Origin of the sequence: Amycolatopsis sp. NPDC059235, from assembly GCF_042754125.1 — a bacterium.
Lineage (GTDB): Bacteria > Actinomycetota > Actinomycetes > Mycobacteriales > Pseudonocardiaceae > Amycolatopsis > Amycolatopsis albidoflava.
Map to the genome: position 1 here is coordinate 137,487 of NZ_JBHZAG010000006.1, position 21,549 is coordinate 159,035.

19 protein-coding genes are annotated in these 21,549 nt (G+C 70.7%); 8 read left to right on the forward strand and 11 right to left on the reverse strand.

Going from position 1 to position 21,549, the window contains the following annotated elements:
* Positions 1–58 precede the first annotated feature (58 nt).
* Complete coding sequence (locus tag ACFXI3_RS06405; RefSeq protein WP_378398400.1) at positions 59–988, forward strand: hypothetical protein; 930 nt, start codon at positions 59–61, stop codon at positions 986–988.
* Positions 989–995: 7 nt separating this feature from the next.
* Positions 996–1,361 (forward strand): RNA-binding S4 domain-containing protein, encoded by a 366-nt coding sequence (locus ACFXI3_RS06410; RefSeq protein WP_378398402.1) that lies wholly within the window; start codon positions 996–998, stop codon positions 1,359–1,361.
* Between the two features lie 12 nt (positions 1,362–1,373).
* Here the strand turns inward: ACFXI3_RS06410 and ctaD are convergent, their stop codons facing one another.
* The 4 genes from ctaD to ACFXI3_RS06430 form a co-directional block, all read right to left on the reverse strand.
* Entirely contained in the window at positions 1,374–3,080 is a 1,707-nt protein-coding gene (gene ctaD / locus ACFXI3_RS06415) for a cytochrome c oxidase subunit I (RefSeq protein ID WP_378398404.1), read from the reverse strand.
* A gap of 98 nt (positions 3,081–3,178) precedes the next feature.
* The gene (locus tag ACFXI3_RS06420; protein ID WP_344279463.1) at positions 3,179–3,421 is read right to left on the reverse strand and encodes a hypothetical protein; all 243 of its coding nucleotides are present in this window, start codon (positions 3,419–3,421) and stop codon (positions 3,179–3,181) included.
* A gap of 4 nt (positions 3,422–3,425) precedes the next feature.
* Positions 3,426–3,851 carry an SPW repeat protein gene (locus ACFXI3_RS06425; protein WP_378398406.1) on the reverse strand — a complete coding sequence of 142 codons (426 nt, stop codon included), beginning with the start codon at positions 3,849–3,851 and terminating at the stop codon, positions 3,426–3,428.
* A 22-nt stretch (positions 3,852–3,873) separates the two neighbouring features.
* Entirely contained in the window at positions 3,874–4,638 is a 765-nt protein-coding gene (locus tag ACFXI3_RS06430) for an acetate uptake transporter family protein (RefSeq protein ID WP_378398408.1), read from the reverse strand.
* Between the two features lie 199 nt (positions 4,639–4,837).
* On the opposite strand from ACFXI3_RS06430, the gene ACFXI3_RS06435 reads away from it, so the two are divergent.
* The 3 genes from ACFXI3_RS06435 (at position 4,838) to ACFXI3_RS06445 (ending at position 8,316) form a co-directional block, all read left to right on the forward strand.
* A complete protein-coding gene (locus ACFXI3_RS06435; protein ID WP_344279455.1) occupies positions 4,838–5,932 on the forward strand; it encodes an ionic transporter y4hA in 1,095 nt (364 codons plus the stop codon).
* A gap of 531 nt (positions 5,933–6,463) precedes the next feature.
* The gene (locus ACFXI3_RS06440) at positions 6,464–7,906 is read left to right on the forward strand and encodes an MDR family MFS transporter (protein ID WP_378398410.1); all 1,443 of its coding nucleotides are present in this window, start codon (positions 6,464–6,466) and stop codon (positions 7,904–7,906) included.
* Between the two features lie 5 nt (positions 7,907–7,911).
* On the forward strand, positions 7,912–8,316 hold the full coding sequence (locus ACFXI3_RS06445; protein ID WP_378398412.1) for a hypothetical protein: 405 nt from the start codon (positions 7,912–7,914) through the stop codon (positions 8,314–8,316).
* A 369-nt stretch (positions 8,317–8,685) separates the two neighbouring features.
* Here the strand turns inward: ACFXI3_RS06445 and ACFXI3_RS06450 are convergent, their stop codons facing one another.
* The 4 genes from ACFXI3_RS06450 to ACFXI3_RS06465 form a co-directional block, all read right to left on the reverse strand.
* Positions 8,686–10,242, reverse strand: a complete 1,557-nt coding sequence (locus tag ACFXI3_RS06450; protein WP_378398413.1) for an FUSC family protein — start codon at positions 10,240–10,242, stop codon at positions 8,686–8,688.
* A gap of 673 nt (positions 10,243–10,915) precedes the next feature.
* Positions 10,916–11,056: a hypothetical protein gene (locus ACFXI3_RS06455; RefSeq protein WP_378398414.1), complete on the reverse strand. Its 141-nt coding sequence runs from the start codon at positions 11,054–11,056 to the stop codon at positions 10,916–10,918.
* A 199-nt stretch (positions 11,057–11,255) separates the two neighbouring features.
* Complete coding sequence (locus ACFXI3_RS06460; protein WP_378398416.1) at positions 11,256–13,427, reverse strand: tetratricopeptide repeat protein; 2,172 nt, start codon at positions 13,425–13,427, stop codon at positions 11,256–11,258.
* A gap of 62 nt (positions 13,428–13,489) precedes the next feature.
* Positions 13,490–13,633, reverse strand: coding sequence for a hypothetical protein (locus ACFXI3_RS06465; protein WP_344279441.1), 144 nt, complete (start codon positions 13,631–13,633; stop codon positions 13,490–13,492).
* A 515-nt stretch (positions 13,634–14,148) separates the two neighbouring features.
* On the opposite strand from ACFXI3_RS06465, the gene ACFXI3_RS06470 reads away from it, so the two are divergent.
* Together ACFXI3_RS06470 and shbA are read left to right on the forward strand one after the other, a co-directional pair.
* Positions 14,149–15,108 carry a hypothetical protein gene (locus ACFXI3_RS06470; protein WP_344279438.1) on the forward strand — a complete coding sequence of 320 codons (960 nt, stop codon included), beginning with the start codon at positions 14,149–14,151 and terminating at the stop codon, positions 15,106–15,108.
* Positions 15,109–15,396: 288 nt separating this feature from the next.
* Complete coding sequence (gene shbA, locus ACFXI3_RS06475) at positions 15,397–16,047, forward strand: RNA polymerase sigma factor ShbA (protein WP_344279435.1); 651 nt, start codon at positions 15,397–15,399, stop codon at positions 16,045–16,047.
* A 115-nt stretch (positions 16,048–16,162) separates the two neighbouring features.
* Here the strand turns inward: shbA and ACFXI3_RS06480 are convergent, their stop codons facing one another.
* Complete coding sequence (locus ACFXI3_RS06480) at positions 16,163–16,579, reverse strand: STAS domain-containing protein (protein WP_344279432.1); 417 nt, start codon at positions 16,577–16,579, stop codon at positions 16,163–16,165.
* A gap of 260 nt (positions 16,580–16,839) precedes the next feature.
* Between ACFXI3_RS06480 and ACFXI3_RS06485 the strand changes: the two genes are divergently transcribed.
* A complete protein-coding gene (locus tag ACFXI3_RS06485; RefSeq protein ID WP_344279430.1) occupies positions 16,840–17,547 on the forward strand; it encodes a trypsin-like serine protease in 708 nt (235 codons plus the stop codon).
* Between the two features lie 50 nt (positions 17,548–17,597).
* Here ACFXI3_RS06485 and ACFXI3_RS06490 read toward each other — a convergent pair whose 3' ends face one another.
* The gene (locus ACFXI3_RS06490; protein ID WP_378398419.1) at positions 17,598–20,867 is read right to left on the reverse strand and encodes a helicase HerA domain-containing protein; all 3,270 of its coding nucleotides are present in this window, start codon (positions 20,865–20,867) and stop codon (positions 17,598–17,600) included.
* Positions 20,864–21,490, reverse strand: a complete 627-nt coding sequence (locus ACFXI3_RS06495; protein ID WP_378398421.1) for a hypothetical protein — start codon at positions 21,488–21,490, stop codon at positions 20,864–20,866. Before ACFXI3_RS06495 ends, ACFXI3_RS06490 begins: the two co-directional genes overlap by 4 nt.
* Positions 21,491–21,549 lie beyond the last annotated feature (59 nt).

Consider the following 21,549-nt stretch of genomic DNA (forward strand, 5'->3'; position numbering starts at 1 on the left):
GTTGCGCCGCCGCCCGCTGAAGAGGCGAATGGGTGGGGACGACCCGAGGAGGACGCAGGTGTTCTCGACAGGTCCCGGCACCCAGCCGGACCGGCTCGCCGACGCGCTGGCGGACGGGCCGTTCAGCCGCGCCCTGACGCTGGCCATCGACCGCAGCGGGCTCGGTCTCGACCGGCTGCGCGACCGGCTCGCCGCGTCGGGCGCGGCGGTCAGCACCACGACGCTCAGCTACTGGCGCACCGGCCGCACGGTGCCCGCCCGCGCCCGCTCGCGCGTCGCGGTGCGGATCCTCGAGGGCGTACTCGAACTGCCGCCGGGCTCGCTGACCGGGCTGATCGAGCGCGATCCGGAGCCGCCGCCGGTGCCCGTCGTGCGCTGGGAACGGCTGTGGGGACGGCGGAACGCGGTGCTGCGGGTGCTGAACTCGTTCGAGACCGCGTACCGGACGTCGCTGGTGGTCGTCAGCCTCCACGAGGCCGTGCACGTGGGCCCGGACCGGCGGCTGCACCGGCTGGAAGTGCGCGAGGTGCTGCGCGCGACGGAGGACGACACGCACATCCGGCTGGTCACCGCGCACGGCGTCGGCCCCGGCAGCCCGCCGAAGCTGGTGCGCACCCGCTACTGCTCGCCCGGGCGCACGGAAACCCTCGACGAGGAGGGGTTCACGGTGGCCGAACTCGTCCTCGGCCGCGGACTGGACCGGGGCGAGACCGCGATCGCCGAGTACGAGTTCGAGTTCACCGACGACCGTCCGGACTTCTCCTACGAGCGCCGGTTCCGCAACGCCGTGCACGAGCACGTGCTGGAACTGCATTTCGCGCCCGGTTTCGAACCGCAGGCCTGCCACGCCTACCGGCTCGACTCCCCCGCCGGGCCGGAGACGACGGTCGCCGAACTGCCGATCACCCAGGGCCTTCCCGCGCACGTCGTGTCCGCCGCGGTCACTCCGGGGATCCTCGGCCTGCGCTGGCACTGGGACGCGCCATGATGGACGCATGGAATCGACGCGGATCGACCGCTGGCTCTGGGCGGTCCGGCTGACCAAGACGCGCGCCGACGCCGCCGCTGCCTGCCGCGGCGGGCACGTGCGCGTGAACGACCGCCCGGCGAAACCCGCGACGACGGTGGTTCCCGGCGACGAGGTGCGCGCCCGGATCGGGACGACGACCCGCGTGGTCGAGGTCGTGGAAGTGATCCAGAAGCGCGTCGGCGCCGCGGTCGCGGCCACCTGCCTGATCGACCGCACGCCGAAGCCGCCGCCGGAAGCGGCCATCCCGGTCGCCCGCCGCGAGCGCGGGGCGGGCCGCCCGACGAAGCGGGAACGCCGGGTGCTGGACGAATTCCGCCGCCAGCAGAGCTGAGCAGCGCCCGGATCAGGCGTCAGATTTCTCCCGCGACCGACGTCCCCAGTGGATGTGCTGCTCGTCCCGGATCCGCTCCACCGCCGCCGGATAGTGCAGTTCGAAAGCTGGCCGTTCGGAGCGGATCCGGGGCAGTTCGGTGAAATTGTGCCGCGGCGGCGGGCAGGACGTGGCCCATTCCAGGGAATTGCCGAATCCCCACGGGTCGTCCACGTCGACCCGCTCGCCGTACCGGTAGCTCTTCACCACATTCCAGATGAAGGGCAGCACCGAAGCGCCGAGAATGAACGCGCCGATCGTGGAAATGGTGTTCAGCAAGGTGAATCCGTCGCTGCGCAGGTAGTCCGCGTACCGCCGCGGCATCCCTTCCGCACCGAGCCAGTGCTGCACCAGGAACGTCGTGTGGAAGCCGATGAACGTCGTCCAGAAGTGCCATTTCGCGAGCGATTCGTCGAGCATCCGGCCGGTCATCTTCGGGAACCAGAAGTAGATCCCGGCGAACGTGGCGAACACGATCGTGCCGAACAGCACGTAGTGGAAGTGCGCGACCACGAAATAGGTGTCGGTGATGTGGAAGTCCAGCGCGGGCGCGGCCAGCAGCACACCGGTCAGGCCGCCGAGCAGGAACGTGACCAGGAATCCGACCGACCACAGCATCGGCGATTCGAACGACAGCGTGCCTTTCCACATCGTGCCGATCCAGTTGAAGAACTTCAGCCCGGTCGGCACCGCGATCAGGAACGTCATGATCGAGAAGAACGGCAGCAGCACCGACCCGGTCGCGTACATGTGGTGCGCCCAGACCGTCGCGGACAGCCCGGTGATGCCGATCGTCGCGAACACCATCAGCCGGTAGCCGTAAAGCGGTTTCCGGCTGAACACCGGAATGATCTCGGTGACGATCCCGAAATACGGCAGCGCGACGATGTACACCTCGGGATGGCCGAAGAACCAGAACAGGTGCTGCCAGAGGATCGCGCCGCCGTTGGCGGGATCGAAAACGTGCGCGCCGAGCCGCCGGTCGGCCTCCAGCGCGAACAGCGCGGCGGTGAGGATCGGGAACGCGATCAGCACGAGAATCCCGGTGAACAGGATGTTCCAGGTGAAAAGCGGCATCCGGAACATGGTCATTCCCGGCGCGCGCAGGCACAGGATCGTGGTGGTCATGTTGACCGCGCCGAGAATGGTGCCGAGACCGGACACGATGAGGCCCATGATCCACAGGTCCCCGCCGGTGCCGGGACTGTGCACGGCGTCCGACAGCGGCGTGTAGGCGGTCCAGCCGAAATCCGGGGCGCCGGCCGGCGTGAGGAACGCGCTCAGCACGATCAATCCGCCGAAAAGGTACAGCCAGTAAGAAAACGCGTTCAACCGGGGGAACGCCACGTCCGGCGAACCGATCTGCAGCGGAAGCACGAAATTGGCGAATCCGAACACATTCGGCGTCGCGTACAGCAGCAGCATGATCGTGCCGTGCATGGTGAACAGCTGGTTGTACTGCTCCTGCGACAGGAATTGCAGCCCCGGCTGGGCCAGTTCGCCGCGCATCAGCAGCGCCATCGCGCCGCCGACGAGGAAGAAGGCGAACGACGTGCCGAGGTAGAGCAGCCCGATCTGCTTGTGGTCGGTGGTGCGCAGGATGCCCAGCAGCACCGAGCCCTTTTTGCCTCGCGGGCGCGCCTCGGCGATCACCACTGGCCGCGGCTTCAGCTGCGTCATGACCGACCTCCCGCACCCGGCGATCGCCGGGCAGCCGAAAGCAGCCCGGCCTCACGCGGGCCGGGTAACCGGCCGCCGCCCGCGGCAAACCCCTTTTTTCAGCGGGACGGCAATTGCCCGTTCGCCAGCGCCGCGCCGAACACGACCGCCGCGCCGATCACCAGGAACACCGCCCCGGCCGCGGGGGCGGACGCCCACCACACCACGCCCGAAGCGGCCACCAGCCAGGCGCCGACGAGTGCCTCCTTCCGGACCGGCGGCGCCGCCTTAAGCACGCGCAATCCCGCGCCGCCCAAGGCGAGCACGCCGATCGCCAGCACCGTCAGCACTGGCCAGTACATCTCCTCACTCCCGGAACTCGCCGCTGTGCCTGCGGTAGGCGACAGTCACCGAGATGACGGCGAAAATCGCCAGCAGCACGCCGACGATCAGAGAATTCGTGCGGATCGCGTCGCGATGCCCGTCGACCGGGTAGCCGAACGCGAAGGGCGCGGCGATGAGCCAGAACCCGATCGCGACGTTGACCAGCCCCAGCCAGCGCGCCCGTTCCGGCAGGCCGATCCGGACCAGCGCGACCGCCGCCACGGCGGTCCCGCACGCCAGGCTGTTCCAGAACCCGGCCGTCGCGGACAGCGTGAACGAGTAGCTGTACGCGAAAGCCGCGAACACCAGCCACGCCCCGGCCAGGAACTCGGCGGTGAGCGGAAGCCTGCTTTCCCGCAGCTTCCGGTCCTGCGGCGTCAACGCGGTGAGCGCCATGCTCGTCTTCATCCGTGGTCACCTCCTCGCCGGGCTACTGCCCGGCCCTGATTCCCGGCTCTCCGTGGTCGAACTGGATCGCCTGGTGCAACGGCACCGTCGTGGTCCGGGCGGGCCGCGGCGCGCGCACGCCCATCGGCAGGATCACCCGGTGGTGCGCCGCTTCGAGCACCATCGCGCTGCACGCGTACCAGGCCAGGACCGCGGACGCGAGCAGGAAGTACGCGGCGATCGTGCGCACCACGCCGACGTCGCCGACCAGTCCGATCGCCAGCAGCGTGGCCCCGGCGGCGAGGACCGCGAGCAGCGTGCAGAGCACCAGGCTTTCCGCCAGCGCGGCGAGCGCGCCGGTCCAGGTGATCGCCGCGAGCCCGATGAACCAGAAGCCGATCGCGGCCGCCGCGACCGGGCTCGCCGTCGTCGAGGGCAGTCCGCCGAGGCCGACGAACAGCTGGTAGACCCCGTAGCCGAGCCAGAACGCGCCCCACGCGCCGTGCACGACCGTGGCGAGCGCGTCGCGGGCCCGGTAGGACCACATCCCGGCGAGGAACTGGGCGACGCCGCCGAAAGCGAACGCGAACGGGGCCAGCAGCAGAGGCGTCGACGTGCTGTCGCCGAACCAGCCGGCCAGGTTGGCCGCCACCATGAACGTCGACACCGCGAACCCGGCGAGTCCCAGGATCGACGGTGCGGCCACCGGGCTCAGGTTGATGTGCGTGTGCTCGCGCCAGAACGAATACTCCGCGCCGTCGCCGCCTGCCGGCATCGCGCGGTCGGCCATCTTCATTTCGCGGGTCATCTCCGGCTCCTTTCCGCGCCGACCACCCCTGTGCGCCGCGCGTACCCCGCCGCCGACCTGCGGAACCCTGCAGGTGCTAGGCCGAACGAGTGAATTTCGCGCCGGGCCGCGCGACCGGCAGTGTCCATTTCGGACGCGACACTCCCCCGCGAGGACGGCATGGCAGGCGACGAAGGGTCCGATATGCCAGGGTGTGCGCATGGCGAGCGTCCGCGGTTATCTGTTGTCCTGGACCACTTTGCTGCCGTTGATCTCCCTGGTCCTGCTGGCGCTCACGTGGGGCCGCACGCTGGGACCGGTGCCGGTCGCGCTGGTGGCGATCGCGCTGGCGGGCACGGTTCTCGCCGCGGTGCACCACGCCGAGGTGGTCGCGCACCGGGTCGGCGAACCGTACGGCTCGCTGGTGCTCGCGGTCGCGGTGACGGTGATCGAAGTCGCGCTGATCGTCACGATGATGGCTTCCGGCGGCGACAACGCGGACACGCTGGCGCGCGACACGGTGTTCGCCGCCGTGATGATCACCACCAACGGCATCGTCGGCCTGTCGCTGTTCGTGGGCGCGCGCCGGTACGGGGAAACCCGGTTCAATCCCGAAGGAAGCGGCGCGGCGCTGGCGACGGTCGGCACGCTGGCGACGCTGAGCCTCGTGCTGCCGACCTTCACCACAAGCACCCCAGGTCCGGGGTTCTCCGCACCGCAGCTGGCTTTCGCGGCCGGTGCGTCGCTGGTCCTGTACGCCACGTTCGTGGCGACTCAGACCGTCCGCCACCGCGACTTCTTCCTCCCCGTCGATTCTGAGGGCGAGACCCGTGAGGAAGAGCACGCGGAACCGCCGAGCCTGCAGAAGACTTGGGTGAGCGTCGGCCTGCTGCTGGTCGCGCTGGTCACCGTGGTCGGGCTGGCGAAGGTCGAATCCCCGGCGATCGAGGCCGGCGTGCGGGCGGCCGGGCTGCCGCAGTCCTTTGTGGGCGTGGTGATCGCGCTGCTGATCCTGGCCCCGGAAACGCTCGCGGCGGTCCGCGCGGCCCGGCGCGACCGGATGCAGATCAGCCTCAACCTCGCGTACGGGTCCGCGATCGCCAGCATCGGCCTGACGATTCCGGTCATCGCGCTCGCGTCGGTGTGGCTGAAGGGCCCGCTGCTGCTGGGTCTCGGGCCGACGCACATCGTGCTGCTCGCGCTCACCGTGGTGGTCAGTGTGCTGACAGTGGTGCCCGGGCGGGCTACTCGGCTTCAGGGCGGGGTGCATCTGGTGTTGCTGGCGGGATTCCTGGTGCTGGCGATGAATCCGTGAGGTTGTCCGGCGGCGGGTGTGCTGACGGCGGGCCCGGTTCTCCTGATTCCGGTCTGGTGACGGGTGTGCTGGCGAGGTTTCCCGGCAGGCACGGTTTTTCTGGCTCCGGTCTGGCGGCTGCCCCGGCGACTCCGGGCTGAGTGCGCCCGGCCCGCGAACGAGATTCTTTTCATGGTCTCTCGATCAGCCGTCCGGCCGCTGGTCGGGACGCTTTTTCCGCCACCGGCCGAAGCGCGATTCCCCGTACTGGCGCGGGCCGCAGGAGGAAAAGGACGCCGGTTTTGTCGGTGCTCCTCCGTATCCTGGCCGGGTGAAGATCCAGCAGTCCCCTACTCCGTCCGCAGCGGCCGGTGAAGCCGCGCGAAGAGCTTCCCCCGGCAGCCGCCCGACAGTCCCCGGCCGTCCGTCGGCCGATGCCCGCGCCGTCCGCGCGGCCGACCTCGCATCCGTCGCTTTCGCGAGCGCCCGAGGCGCCGCCGCCCGGCTCGCGACCCGTGCATTCGTCCGCGCCTCTGTCAGCGAGGTGCGCGCATGAGCGGCATCTCGTCTCCCACTCCGGAGGCCCCCGCGCGGCCGCCCGCCAAGCCCGGGCTGCTGATCGGCGTCCTCGTGCTGTCGGCGTTCGTGATGATCCTCAACGAGACCATCCTGAGCATCGCGCTGCGCGACCTCACCGTCGACCTCTCCGTGCCGACCACCACGATCCAGTGGCTCACCAGCGGGTTCCTGCTCACCATGGCAGTGGTGATCCCGACGACCGGGTTCCTGCTCGAACGGTTCACGCCGCGGCAGGTGTTCGTCTTCTCGCTCGCCTCGTTCAGCCTCGGCACGCTGCTGTGCGGCGTCTCGCCCGGGTTCGGCCTGCTGATGGCGGGCCGGGTCGTGCAGGCGTGCGGCACCGCGGTGATGATCCCGCTGCTGATGACCACCGTCATGCGGCTCGTGCCGGCGCAGCGCCGCGGCGCGACGATGGGCACGATCAGCATCGTCATCGCGGTCGCGCCCGCGATCGGCCCGACGATCGGCGGCGCGGTGCTGTCCTCGCTCGGCTGGCGGTGGATGTTCTTCATCGTGCTGCCGCTGTCGCTGGCCGCGCTGGTCACCGGGATGCTGCAGCTGCGCATCGAGAGCGAAACCCGCCCGGTGCCGCTCGACGTCCTCTCCGTGATCCTGTCCGCTGTCGGTTTCGGCGGAGTGCTGTACGGCCTGTCGTCGGCGGGCGAGTCCGCCGAGACAGCGCTGGTGCCGCCGTGGCTGCCGATCGTCGTCGGAGCGGTCTCGCTGGCGGTGTTCGGCTGGCGGCAACTCCGCCTGCAGCAACGAGACCGCGCGCTGCTGGATCTGCGCCCGTTCACCCACCGCAGTTTCGTGGTCGCGCTGGCGCTCAGCGCGTTGCTGTTCATGTGCCTGATCGGCGTGGGCGCGATCCTGCTTCCGCTGTATCTGCAAACCGTCCTGCACAAGTCCACGTTCGTCAGCGGCCTGGCCGTCCTGCCCGGCGGCTTGGTGCTGGGCTTGCTCGGCCGACCGGTCGGCGCGCTGTTCGACCGCGTCGGCGCGCGCCCGCTGGTGCTGCCCGGCGCGCTCGCGATGACGGTCTCGCTGTGGCTGTTCTCGTTGCTGAGCCCGGATTCGCCGCTGATCGCCGTGATCGGCATCCACATCGTCCTGATGGCCGGCCTGGGCCTGATGATGACGCCGCTGATGACCGAATCGCTGGCCGCGCTGCCGGACCACCTCTACTCGCACGGCAGCGCGATCCTGTCCACTCTCCAGCAGGTCGCCGGCGCGCTGGGCACCGCGGTGTTCGTCAGCGTCGCGACCGTCAGCAGCGCCGAACACGCCGACGTCAGTCCCGATGCCAGCGGCCTGCAGATGGCCTTCGTCGTCGCCGGCTGCATCGGGCTGGTCGCAGTGGCCGGGGCGTGGTTCGTTCGGTCGCCCCGCCCGGAACCGGCAGCGACGGAGGCCTGACGCCGGTGGACCCAGAACGGCTAGACGCCGTCGCCAGCGCCTACACCGCGTCGATGACCAGCATCCGAGGCCGGCGCGTGCATCGCCTGGTGCTGCGCTGGCTGGCCGGTTACGACCACGTCCTGCCGGCCGTCACCGCCGACGGTGCCCCGGCGTTGCTGGCGCTGTCCTCCGACGGCCGAGCCGCCTTCTGCCACAGCGACGGCCGCGGCCCGTCCGCGGACGTGGTCACGTGCGGGCCGACGCCCGGGGTCACCGTGACGTCCGCGCACGATCTCACGAAGGATTCGCTGCCGGTCTTGAGCTGGACGGTTCGGCATCCGGGTTTGCTGGAGGTCGCGGGCCCGCTGACGATCACCCCTGGCGACGAGGATCGAGAGGAGATCGAGGCGGCGCTGCGTCCTCGGTAACCAGTGGGTTGCTGGAGTTGCGCGCTGAGGCGGGCGGCTCGGAGTCTGCGCCTGAGCGGTGCGAGGCCTGGCTTCGGGGCGCTCGCTTCGGCGGCGGACGATCGACAGCCGGGCAGCGACGGTGAAGCGCGGCCCGGTCGGAGCCCGTCGTTCGACGAACCAGCCACACGCAGATCCGTTAGCCCGTCGCCGGGGTAGCTGAGTCCAGCTCGCCAAGCATCAGTCTCGTGCGAGCCAACCCGATTCTGCTGTGCTCGTCGTCCAAGACTGGCCAGCGGCGCTTCGCCAGCCAGACTCAGGAAGCTCGGCGGACATCAGCGCGGCCGCGGCAGGCACGTCCACTGGCCTCCCCGGCCGGGCGTCCCGGCCTCACCGGCCGAACGCGCTCCGCCACCGCTCCACGTTCCACACCCCGTCGTCCGGCGCGGACCAGCAGGCCTGGAGCAGGTCGTAACCGTCGTGGACCAGGGCCGCGTGGGCGGGCCAGCGCTCGGCGGCCCAGCCGGGTTCGTTGTGCACCGAATCCACCCCCGCCCGGGTCGCGCCTTCCAGCTCGAACTGGAGGTCCCGCCGCGCAACCGCGCGCGGAACCGGCGCGCCGGCCAGCACCGCGCGGGCAGCGGCGCGAACGCGAGATCCGGTCCAGGCCAACGTCTTCCGATGCGCTCGCGGTGCCACCGCGTACTGCACGACGACCGCCATCGCGACCCCGATCGCCGTCTGGGCGAAGCGGTCCGCCACCGCGGGCCACACCGGACCCGGCACGCTCGCCACTCCGGCGGCGAGCAGGGCGAGCGGCGTGATGACCACCGTCGCCACCGCGTAATTCCGCGGCACCACCAGCTCCACGCAGAACTGCAGCACCGCCAGAATCACGATCAGCACGACTCCGGACGGCGCGACCGTCATCACCAACCCGAACAGCACCAGCCCGGCCGCGGTCCCGACGAACCGGTGCAGCGCACGCACGTTCGCCCGCCGCCGGTCCAATCCCTGCTGCAGCACCACCAACGCACTGAGCACCGCCCAATGCGGCCGTCCGATCCCGACTGCCACCGCCAGTTCCCCAGCGACCACGCAACCCGCACCGACGCGCAACGCCGTCAGCGCGGCATGCGACCGCAACGGAACCGCGCGCCGCAACCGATACCCGATGCTCGGTCGCGGCAACGGCAACTTCCCCGGCGGCAACTCGACGGACTCGCCCGGCGAAGCGTCCGCAAACCTCCGGTGCGCGGCAAGCAAGGCCGCCACCAGCTCCGGCTTCGTGCCCCGGCGCGGATGTCCCGCGTCATGCAGCGCAGTCCACGCCGCCGACACCGCAGCACCTGCGGCGTGCCGAGCCTCCGCTGTCTTTCCCTCCGCCGAGGCGAACGCGTCAACCGCGCGAACCGCACGTTCGACGGCTGTCCGCTCCGGCTTCGTCCGATCGGCCAGCACCCCGGCCATCGACACCACGACCGACGACCCGACCCCAGCCGCAGCACACCCCAGCACCACCCACGGCCGGGCCCCAGCCTCGACCGCCGCCTGCGCCCCCGCACAAACGAGCGCGAAGAACAACGGCCCCGGCGGCCCGAGCCGCAACGCGTCGACGACGTACGTCGCCAGCACCGCGACCACCGAAACCACCAGCACGGACACCGGCCCCGGCGGAACCACAGTCCCCACCGAAGCCCCCAACGCGGCCGCCGCGAGCAACCCGGCCCCCGCAGTCGCCACCACGCCCGCCCGAACCCGATACGGCCGCCCCTCGCCGTACAAGACCGCGAACGTCCCGAGCGTGACGAACAACGCCGAGGCCGACGCCCCCGCCAGCACCAGCGCAACCCCCGGAACCGCCACCGCCGCGGCGGCCCGCAACCCCGCCGACCACCGCCTCCCGACCGGCGGCAAAGCGAACATCAGCGCCCGGAACCCCGCCACGCGAGGCACCTGCTCAACCGGCTCGGGCGATCCCATCCGCCCATCCCAACACGCCGCCGCCCACCCGGAAACCCCGCCCACACCAGCCAGAGACGGCGGGCACACCGATGATGGGAAGCGCGCCTCGTTTCTGCCCACTCGAACGCCTCGCCTTCGGCAGGCAGGCGGCTGCCGACCCAGCCAGTGCCGCCGCCACAGCCTGAACGCTCGTCCCGGGGCTTACCTCCGGGGCACTTCCCGGCCAAGCATCAGCAGCACACCGCAGGCGCGAAGTCCGCCCCGTTCCCACTCCGCAACCGAGACGCCCCACCTCCAACCGGACGGGCAACTGCCGCCACAGCCTGAACGCTCATCCCGGGAACTACTTCCGGGGCACTTTCCCGCCAAGCATCAGCAGCACACCGCAGGCGCGAAGCCCGCCCCGTTCCCACTCCGCAACCGAAACGCCCCACCTCCAGCCGGACGGGCAACTGCCGCCACGGCCTGAACGCTCGTCTCCGGAACTACCTCCCGAGCACCTCCCCGCCAAGCATCAGCAGCACACCGCAGGCGCGAAGTCCGCCCCGTTCCCGCTCCACAACCGAAACGCCCCACCTCCAACCGGAGGGACAGCCGCCGCCCCGACCGGCGCAGCCGCATTCAGCCGCCACAACCTGAACGCTCGTCCCTCTAACTAGCCCCGGCCGACCACGGGCGGCACCGTCAGCCGCAGGCCGCGCGACCGCCTGGACTCCGCCGCGCCCTCTCCCTTGTCCTCCGGCCAGTGCAGGTCAGTCACCGCGATGTTCACCTCCACCGCCTCCAGCCCGGTCATCTGTTCCGTCCTGGTGACCACCCGGCGGCGAACCGAGCGGGACATGTCCGCGGCCGAAGCCCGGATTCGACCACTGCCCGCAGGTCGACGACCGTCTGCTTTCCCCCACCTCGACCCGACGCACCCTGGGCCGCCGACGTCGTGGTCTGGCCCTGGCCGGTCGTCAGCCATCGTCGGAGGAACCCGCCGTCCGGGAAGCTCACGCGCTGCGGGGGTATTCAGCGCGCGCGGCCGCCTCGCCCACGGTCACCGGGTCCAGGTCGGGGTGCGCGGCCTCGGCTCGTTCCCACAGCGAGGCAGCCTCTCCCTCGATCCCTTGCGCCGCAGCGACATTTCCCAAACCCAGGTAGGCCCGCGCGGCTTCATGGGTGCTCCCGCAGGATTCCGCGCGAGCCGCGGCTTCCCGGTAGGACGACTCGGCGCCGGGGTGGTCCCCGAGGCGGAACCGCGCCCAACCGAGGCAGTTCAATCCCATCACGACATCCAGTTCCAGCCCCAGTTCTTCGAACACTGCCAAGGTTTCCTCGACCGCTTGAGCAGCTTCGGCCGGACGTCCCAAGGCTGTCAGGACCAGCGCGACACCTCGCATCGTGATGGCGCCGCTGCGTCGATTGCCGGTCAGGTCGTAGAAATCGGCCGCGGAGCGCAAGTCCCGCAAGGCCTGTTCGTGGTTGCCTCGGTAGTGCTCCGCCCAGGCGGAGTGCGCCAGCGCGGTCGCTTCGCCGTGCCGGTCGCCGATTTGCCGGTACTCGGCCAAAGCCTGGCTGTAGCAACGGGAAGCCTCGTCCAGATCGCCGCGGTCGACGTAAGCGATGCCCAGGTTCGCGGTGGTCGTGGCCGCGGCCCAGCGGTTGCCGACGGCCTCGGCGGCGGCGCGCGCCCAGCGGTGCGTCGCGATCCACGGATCCCACAATTTGGTCAGGTAGAAGAAACCGCGCAGGAAGAACGCCAGTTGCCAGCATCGGTCGGTCTCCCCCGTCCGGCGGCAGAGCGCGACCAGGGTGGGCCATTCCGCGCGGAACCAGGCGATCGCGCTGTCCTGGTCCGGGAACTCGACCTCCGGCAGGCCCGGCGGATAGACCACCTCCGGGCGGTACCGCGGGCCGCTCATCGCCCGGTCGGCGCGTTCCGCGGTGGCGACGGAGAAATCGGCCAGGCGGCGGAAAGCGTCCTCGTCGGACGCTCGGGAGGCGGCGAAAACCCTGACCAGGTCGTGGAAACCGAACCGGCCCAGTTCCGGCTGGGTGAGCAGGTACGCCTGGTGCAGGCGATCCAGCAGGCGTTCTGCCTCCACCGAATCCAATGAGCCCAGCGCCTGCGCGGCCGTGACGTCGAAGTCCGGGCCGGGGTGCAGGGCGAGCAGGCCGAACAGCCGCGCTTCCGGCTGGTCCAGTTGGCGCACCGACAATCGGAACGCGGCGGCCAGGCTTCGTTCGCCGTCGTCCAGTTCGCCCAGCCGGCGGGTCTCGTCGGCAAGGCGGCGCTCCAGTTCCGCGACGTCCCACGCCGGGTGGGCGCGCAGGCGAGCGGCGGCGATCCGGATGGCCAGCGGGAGACGGCCGCAGCGGTCGGCGATCCGCAGGGCGGCGCCCGGGGTCGCGCCGGTCAAAGCCGTGACCAGTTCAGCGGCGGAGGCGGAGGGGAGGACGCCCAGCGAAACGTGCTTGGCTTCGTCCAATGCGGGCAGGCGGGAGCGGCTGGTGATCACGACGCGGCATTTCGGTTCGGCGGGCAGCAGCGGGCGCACTTGCCCGGTGCTGCCCGCGTTGTCCAGCACCAGCAGGAAACTCCGGCCGCGCAAGCAGGTCCGGAAGAGCGCGGCACGGTCGTCGGGATCGGCCGGGATCCGTTCCGCGGGCACCTCCAGGATCCGCAGCAGACGGTCGTGCGCCTCGGCGGGCGTGACCGGATCGTCGGAGGTGCCGCGCAGATCCAGGAAGAGGCTTCCGTCGGCGAAGGACGCTTCGTGCCGGTACGCGCATCGCACCGCCAGCGCCGTTTTCCCCGCCCCGCCCATCCCCGAAATCACGCAGACGCCGCCGTCGGACTCGAGGATCTCGCGTACGGCTCGGGATTCGGGGTCGCGGCCGGCGAAGTCGGCGGTCACCGGGGGAAGGCCGGACGGGCGGACGTCCGGCCGGGTCCGGCGTTTCCCGGTTTCCGCGGGAACTAGTGCAGTGAGGGCTCCGGGGGTGCCGAATTCTGATTCGCATAAGGCCGCGAGTGCGAAATTCGGAGAAGCAAGACCGGTTTCGACTTTGCTCAAGTAGCCCTTGCTGTAATGCACCCGTCCGGCCAGATCAGTGAGCGACAGCCCGGCCGAAGTGCGCAGCCGCCGCAGTTCCGCCCCGAACGTCGCGCGCGCTGTCATCCGCCTCCACCCTCTTCTCGCTCCCAGTATGACGATCCGGCAGACGCCGGGCCGTGGTTTCGTCACGGCGCGGTCCGCGCCGAGACCGGCGGCACGGTCGGCGCGGGCCCGCCCGGATGGCCGAGCGCGACCCCGGACACGAGCGCGACCCCGGCCAGCCACAACGCCGCCCGCACCAGCAGAGAAAACGAACAGATGACCTTCACGGCAGCTCCTTCAACGGATTTCCGCCCGCCTGATCGGCGGCTTGTCCCGAGAATGCGGGACCGCGCGGCAATCGGGGAAGGAGTTTCCCGTTTCCGCCTTAATCGCGTGAACGGGGAACAAGAGGCGACACCGGCGCGCATTACCCCGGGCAAGCCCGGCCGCCGGGGACTGGGGCGAAAGGGCATATTCAGCTTCGGCGAACCGGGAGCCAGCCAGCACAGTAGCCCCAAGGCGCCCGCGGGCGCAGCTTACGAGATCGAAAGCCGCGCCGGCTGACCGTCCGCCAGCAGCGCGGACGAACCGCCCGCCGCCAATAGGGAGCAGTCACCCGCCGTTTCGGGAAGGCGCCATCCGAGCGAATTTCCGGCGCGGATAAACCCGTCCGCACCAGCCGGACGCGGGAATGGGAAATCATTCCGGTCACAGTCCGTGCGCCGATGCCGGGCAAGGCTGGACATCCCCGGCCGCATTGCGGAACAGTGGCTGCGGGCGGGGAGACGCGAGGGAGGAACGGGTGGAACCGAACGCGGCGGACTTGGTCGCGGAATTGAAAGTTCTCCGGAAGGGGCGCGGCGTATTCACCACTCCGCTCGGGATTCGGGTCGGCCCGGTCCTGCGCGAGGTGTGCGGGATTCCCGACAACGCGGAAAACGTCGAGATCCGCGACCGCCTCGCGCACGTGCTGGAGCCGCTGGCCAAGACGCTCCCGGACGACCTCCGGATCGCCGTGCTCGCCGCGTTCGCGATGCACGAACCGGCGCGCAAGCCGTTCTACCAGGAGCGGGTGCACTGGGCGGCGCGGGAACTGGACCGCGACGACCGCACGATCCGGCGGCGCATCGACGAGGGGATCGAGCACGTGGCGCACCTCGCGCTCGCCGGTCCGCGCGAGGGCGGCGCGAGGCCCGCGCCCGACGGCAGCTGGCACACCGAACTGCTGCGCGTGTCCCTCGCCCTCGACCAGGATCGGCCGGAGGTGTTCGAGTTCCGCCGGATCGTCGCCGACGCCGACGAGATCGCCGAACTGGACCTCGCGCTCACGCTCACCACCACGTCCGCGACCGCCGGGCCGGTGCGGGAAAGCGATCTGGACGTCGACGTCTTCCACGGCGGCACGCTCGTGCGCCGCGCGATGGAGTCGAACGACCGGGTCGGCCTGGCGCTGCAGCTGGCCGATCCGCTGCCGCGCGGGAAAACGCACGACCTCGCGCTGCGGTTCCGCGCGGAATTCCGGCATCCGCACTACGTGTGCGTGCCGCGGCATCCCGTCGACCGATTCGACCTGCACGTGCGCTTCCCGGCCGCGCCGCCGACCGAAATCGTGCGGCTGGACCGCGTGTTCCAGGACGACGCACGCGATCCGGGCGCACGCGGCGCCGTGGTGAGCCCGGACGGCTCGGGCGAGGTGCACCTGCGGTTCGACCACCTCGCGCCCGGTTTCGCCTACGGCATCCGGTGGAACCCGGCCGGCTGAACCTCGCCGGCCGGGCCCGCGCGGCCTCGGTCAGTGCGTGATCATCGCGATTCCCCTTCCCGATCGGGACAACTCTCCGACCGCACCGGGATCGCCGCCGCGCCCGGACGCGCTACCGGCGGGGCGAAGCTGTCCAAGATCTGTCCAGGTCCAGGCGAAACTCGTTGCCGCGCAACGGACAGAAGCTGGACAACACCTGCGCATGCGCAACATCGGGGGCCAGGCCGCCGACTCCCGGATCGAGCGGGCGAGACCACCGCGGCCGCCCGTACGAAAGGACCGACCCCTATGCCCACCGCCACCGTGCCCGAACCGGTCGAAGGCTACGTCCCGCTCGCCGCGCTGCCGCGCCCGTCCGGGCTGGCCGAACGCCTGGAGACCGTGGTCCGCGCGGCCCGCGACGGCGTCCCCGGCGCGGCTCCGGAACTGCTGGCGCTGCTGAAACCGGTGATCGCGCGCTACTGCCGGGCCCGCATCGGCGGACGCGACCTGTCGTACCTGTCGGCCGACGACGTCGCGCAGGAAGTGTGCATCGCGGTCCTGCAGGCGGTCGCCGGCTACGAGGACCGCGGCGGATCGTTCCTGCACCTGGTGCGCGCGATCGCGGCGAACAAGGTGGCCGACGCTTTCCGCGCGGTGTCGCGGGACCGTTCGCGGCCGGTGTCCGACGTGCCGGAGAACCCGGATCTGCGCGAGGGCCCGGAATCGCACACGCTGACCGCCGACCTCGGCGCGTCGCTGGGCAGGCTGCTGGCCGGGATGCCGAAGCTGCAACAGGAAATCCTGACGCTGCGCGTGGTCGTCGGCCTCACGTCGGCCGAAACGGCGAAGGCGCTGGGGATCTCGCCGGGCAACGTCCGGGTGACGCAATGCCGCGCGCTCGCGAAGCTGCGCGAGTCGATCCAGGAGCAGGGGCTCGCCGAAGCGTTGCTCGCGTGAACTCGCAACATCGCCGCACTGGTATGGACCACTCGCGAAAAAAGTCCGGGAAGTTCACCCGCTCGGGCCACCTCGGCGCTTCGGCCGGACCCGAAACGCCCGGCTCCGGACCGGCTCAGCCCGCGTCGAGGCGCCGTTTCATCCGGCGCAGGAACGCGATCCGGTCGGTCTCGACGCGGACCGCGGTGCGGTCCGGATAGATGTCGAACACCCCGGTCATGCCGGTTTCGGCGAGCCGACGGCCCGCCTCTCCGGACGGGTGCGCGAGCAGCCGCAGCACCACGCCCTCGGCGGCCGCGCGGTCCTGCGCGGCCCGCAGGACGTGGACGCCCGCGTCGCTCAGCTGGGTCAGCCCGGTCAGGTCCAGCACCAGCGCCATCGGGCGCTTAGCCAGCGCGAACGTCACCGCGCGCACCACCACCAGCGCGGTGCCGGCGTCGAGTTCCCCCGCCAGCAGCAGCGTGAGCACGTCGAGGTCGTCGTAGCGGTACGACGACTTCAGCCGTGCCGATCCCTGTGAGCCGGCTTCCATCCTCGTGCTGCGCTCCCTGTCCAGGCGGGGCCCGTCGCGCCCGCTCGTCCACCCGACACCATTCTGGACCTCGGGGCACGGTGACCGCGCTCACAGTCCGCCTCCGCACACCGCGAACGGGGGCTGCTCCGCTTGTCCTACGACGAAAGTCGGGAACTGTGTCAGCCCGACCTTCGGCGGGTTCCGTCATTTACCGACATTCACGACGGTGGGTCAGTACCTGACCACTCACTCCCCGTACCCACCGGAGATGATCACCCGTGCGAATCGCGCGTACCGCCGCAGTCCTGTCCGGCCTGGCCTTCGCCGCCGTCGCCGCGGCCTCCCCGGCCGCGGCCGCTCCCGCCCAGCCCGCCATCATCGACGGCAGCACCGCCGACTCCCTGCACTCCGCCGCCCGCATGTTCGCCGGCGGCCAGGAACTCTGTTCCGCCACGATCGTCGCGCCCGACTGGATCCTCACCGCCCGCCACTGCACCCAGGGCGCGGGCGGCAAGCAGATCACCTTCCACGTCGGCAGCCTGGACCAGACCCAGGGCACCGAGGTCTCCGCGACGTCGGTGCACGACTCCCCCGACGCCGACATCTCGCTGGTCCAGATCGACCAGAAGGTGCAGACCGAGTACGCGCCGCTCGGCACCGCGAGCGACGTCAACGTCGGCGACACCGCGCAGGTCTACGGCTGGGGCGCGACCTGCACCGACCAGCCCGAGATCAACTGCCAGTCGCAGGTGCTGAAGGTGGCGAACGTCTCGGTCACCTCGGTCAACTGCCCGGACGGCGCGGCGGGCGTGTCGGTGTGCGCGAACCGCGGCGACGGCATCACGGCCGGCGGCGACTCCGGCGGCCCGATGTACGCGAACGGCAAGCAGGTCGGCGTCGCCTCCACCAGCGACCGCCAGTCCTACACCGCCTACATCAACGTCACCCAGTACCGCGACTGGATCCAGTCGGTCGCGGGCGTCTGATCCGGAGGCGGCCCGGACCCGGACGGATCCCCGGGTCCGGGCCGCTTTCCTCATCCCTCCCCTTTTCCCTCCCCCGTCCTGGCCCGCGCGAGCACCTCCTCGAGACGCAGCGGGCTCGCCGGGTGGTGGCTCAGGCAGAGCGGCGTCGACACCCGCCGGAACCCGAACGCCTCGCCGGACACGTAGAACTGGGCCCGTTCCAGCCGCGAGATGTCCGCCACCGGGCTCCCTTTCGCCCGCGCCATCTCGTTCGCCGCGGCGATCTGCGCCGGGCTGTTGAGCCGCCCGAAGAACTGCGTCATCGCGTTGCCGGCGATCTGGTTGTGCAGGCCTTTCGGCGCCTGCGTCGCGAACAGCAGCCCCAGCCCGTACTTCCGGGCCTGCGCGGCCAGCACGATCGTGCTGCGCGTGCTCGCGGTGAGCGAACCCGACGCCGCGAGCGTCTGCGCCTCGTCCATCACGAACAGCGCGCCCAGCGGCCGGTCCCCCGCCGGATTCCGCTTGATCCACGCGAACAGCTCCATCTGCAACTGGTTCACGAAACTCTGCCGCTGCGCTTCGGACGGCAGCCCGGCGAAGCTGATCACCGATATCCGAGCACGTTTGCCCTCCGCCGGAGTGAGCAGCAATGCCGGATCCACTGGTGTTCCGGTTCCGGCGAACAGCGGGTCGTTCACCATCGCGGCCTTGAGCAGCTCCGCGACTTCGGCGGCGATTTTTCGGCCGCCGTTGAGATTCGTGACGCCCTCGGGAAGATCTCCGAGGATGTCGATCAGCTCCGGCAGGCTTCGCGACCCGGTGCGGGCGTGGTGCACGATCGTCTGCCGCAGCACGGCCAAGCCGATGTCGGCCTTCGCGGTGCTGCCGGTGAGGCGTGCTTGCGGCGCGAGGGCCGCTACGGCCACCTCTACTGCTGCGGAGAACTCGTCCTCGTCGTCGAGCACCCCGGCGAAGTCCGGCAGCGGCTCGAACCCCAGCGGACGCCCGGTGGCGCGGCCCGGCGTCCAGACGACGACGTCGGTGCCTTCGAGGTAGCGCTCGGCCAGCTGGGCGTCTTCGGGTCCCCAGCCGCTCGGCGGGCTCGGCCAGGCGTCGCCGAGGCGGGCGAGGTCGTTGTTGGGGTCCAGCACGATGGACGAGACACCGAGCAGGGCGCATTCCTCGATGATCCGGCGCAGGAGCACGGTTTTTCCCGACCCGGAACCGGCGAAGACGGCGGCGTGCTTGCGGAGGGCGGAGAGCTCGATGCGAATCGGCTTGCCGGAGCCGGTTTCGGTGCCGAGGGTGAGGGTGCCGTCCGGAGGCGGGTGGGTTCCGTCGGAGCGAGGGGCCTGTGCGCTGCCAGTGCGGTGGGATCGCGGGGTTTGTGCTGGTGAGGGAGCAGGCTGGGCGAAGAGGGACGGTTGGGGTGCTGAGTTTGCCGGCCGCTGGGCCGCGGGCTGGGGTGCCGGGTTCGGCCGCTGAGCTGCGGGTCGTGGGGCTTCCGGTGTTCGGGTCGCCTGCCCGGTGCCGTCGGGACGTGCGGCGTCGGGCAGAACTCCGGACAGCAGCTGGGAACGCCGGGCGGGCCTGCGGTCGATGAGCCACTCGTGGACGTCCGGGCCGCCCTTGACGAACATCTCGTCCAGCGCCCAGAAGGTCCGGACGTCCGCTTCGGACATCTTGAGCCGCTTCCCGCCCGCGGCTTCGAACGCTCGCAGCTCGGCCTGGGTTTTTTCTCCTTTGGACCACGAGGAGTTCCGGATCAGCACCAGATGCCGGTTCCCCGCGCCCGCCCGCAATCCCGCCGCCGACCGGGCCTTCCGGAAGCGGCTCAGCACGGCGATCGGGTTCTTCGCCGAGATCGCGCGGAACGCCCAGTGTTCTTCGAGATCCGAGGCCTCGTCGAGGGTGTGGGTGAGCCAGGCGTGGAGTTCGTCCTCGCTGACGCGGGTGTCCCACTCCATTTCGTCGTCGCCGACCTCGGTGATCCAGCCGCGCAGCGCGGCCGACAGCAGCCGGGGCATCACCTCGTCCTCGACCTTGTGGTCGAGCAGCGCCGACGGATCCGCGTCCGCGCGGAGCTGGTCGAACCAGTCGTCGAGTTCGGCGAAGCGGTCGGGTTTCGGTTCCGGGCGCGCGGGCAGCACCGAGGGCGTGTCCGGATTGAACGTCGTCAGTTCCTGCACGCGTTCCGCGCGCACGCAGGCGTCGATGTGCGCGCCGATCCGCTTCAGGATCTCCCGCGGCGTGTTCTCCTCCCACGGCCCGTCGAAGGCCGAGGCCGCCACTGGCCAGGTCTGGTGCGGCGGGGTGAAATCCATTGCCGCGTAAGCGAATCCCAGCCGCCGTTCCACCAGCTGCCTGCCCACCTCGGCGTCCAGCACCCGGCCGAGCGTGAGCGTTTCCCGGAACCGGTCGGGCACCGTGTCCGCGGCCTTCCCCTTGATCTGCTGCCAGGTCGCGGGCAGGCAGGCGAGCACGGTGAGCGTCCGCCGGGTGATCTCGCGCAGTTCCATCAGCCCGTCGGCGATCTGGGCGACGAGCAGGTTGTTGTCCTCGCGGCGGCCGACCTCCTTCGCCTGCAGATCGGAAACGGCCAGCAACGTGTCGAGCTGGTCGACGCCGATCACCACCGGCCCGGTGAGCGCGAGCAGCCGGGTGATGTCGTGCACCTGGTCCGAGGCGGACTTCGGCTTCGCCCTGATCCCCCACTTGCGCCGGGCCCCGGATTTCGATTCCTCGAAGCGGCCGAGGTAATCGTCGCCGACCTCGTTCTGCGTCAGGTCTTCGGCGGCGTACAGCACCAGCGCGCGGGCGGTGTCCGCGCATTCGACCGCGACCTGCCGGTCCAGTTTCCGCAGTCCCATCAGGAACGCGTCGACGTGCGACCGGCTCAGTCCGCGTCCGCTGACCAGCGCCGAAGTGCTCTCCCACGGCACGTCGCCGCGTTCGCACACCCGGCGCACGAAGCTGCGCACCTGCGGCTCCCCCGAGTCGTCCGAGCGCAGCAGGCCTCGCCGCAACGCGTCGGCGGTGTCCTCCCAGAACGCGTCGCCCGCGGTGAGATCGTCGAGGAAGAAGTAGCCGCCCGCCCGGTGCGCCGCTCGCCGGACCATGCCGAGCAGGTGGGTTTTGCCGACCCCCTTCATGCCCTGCATGACCAGCCCGATCGGGCTCGGCCCGTCGCTCGCCGCGGCGTCGCGGATGCCGACGTCGATCGCGGCCATCACGTCGGGATGCAGCCCGTCGACGTGGTACGGCGAATCCCGCCACACGTGGTCAGGCGTGTCCGCCCAGTCGAAGCGCAGCGTGGCCAAAACCGCTAGATGTTCGATCATGACGCCTCGATGGAGAGCAGATGATTGTCCTCACCGCCGATGCGCACGGCCGCCTCCTTGTCCTCGGCGGTCAGTGCCTTGCGGTTGGACTCGGGCACCAGATGCGCCTGCCCGGTACGGCTGAGCTGCTTGAGCACCGCGTCGACCTCGGCGACCGCCGCGTCGCCCAGCAACGGCCGCAGATCCGCCAGGCCGACCCAGTCCCGGGGCGAGCGGGCGAGTTTCCGGTACGCCGTCCGGATCAGTTCTTCCAAGTCCGCCGCCTGCGGAGCATCGCTGCCCGCGAACACCTCCTTCAGCGAGACCCGGTGCAACCGCAGGTACTCGAAAAAACCGTGCAGCGCCCGATAAGCCACCACGGTCAGCGTGCTCCGCACCGGTTGCGGCGGGGACAGCGCGCCCAGTTCCTGCTCGCACCATTCCCAGCCGTCGTCGGTGAGCTGGTGCACGAACGCGCGGCCGGATTTCCTGCTGCTGACGTAGCGTTCGTTGAGCTTGAGCCGGTCCCTTCCGTCGAGCGCGAAGCCCGCATCCCTGCGCAGCTCCGGGTTCGACATCTCCCGGCCGTGCACCATCAGCGCGATCATCGCCGCGGACTGCTTGTGGCTCAGTCTTTCGTGCATCCGCCGTCCTTCCTCGGGGCATCCCGGCCGCGGGCGCGGCCGGGGCGTTCTGGGGTCGC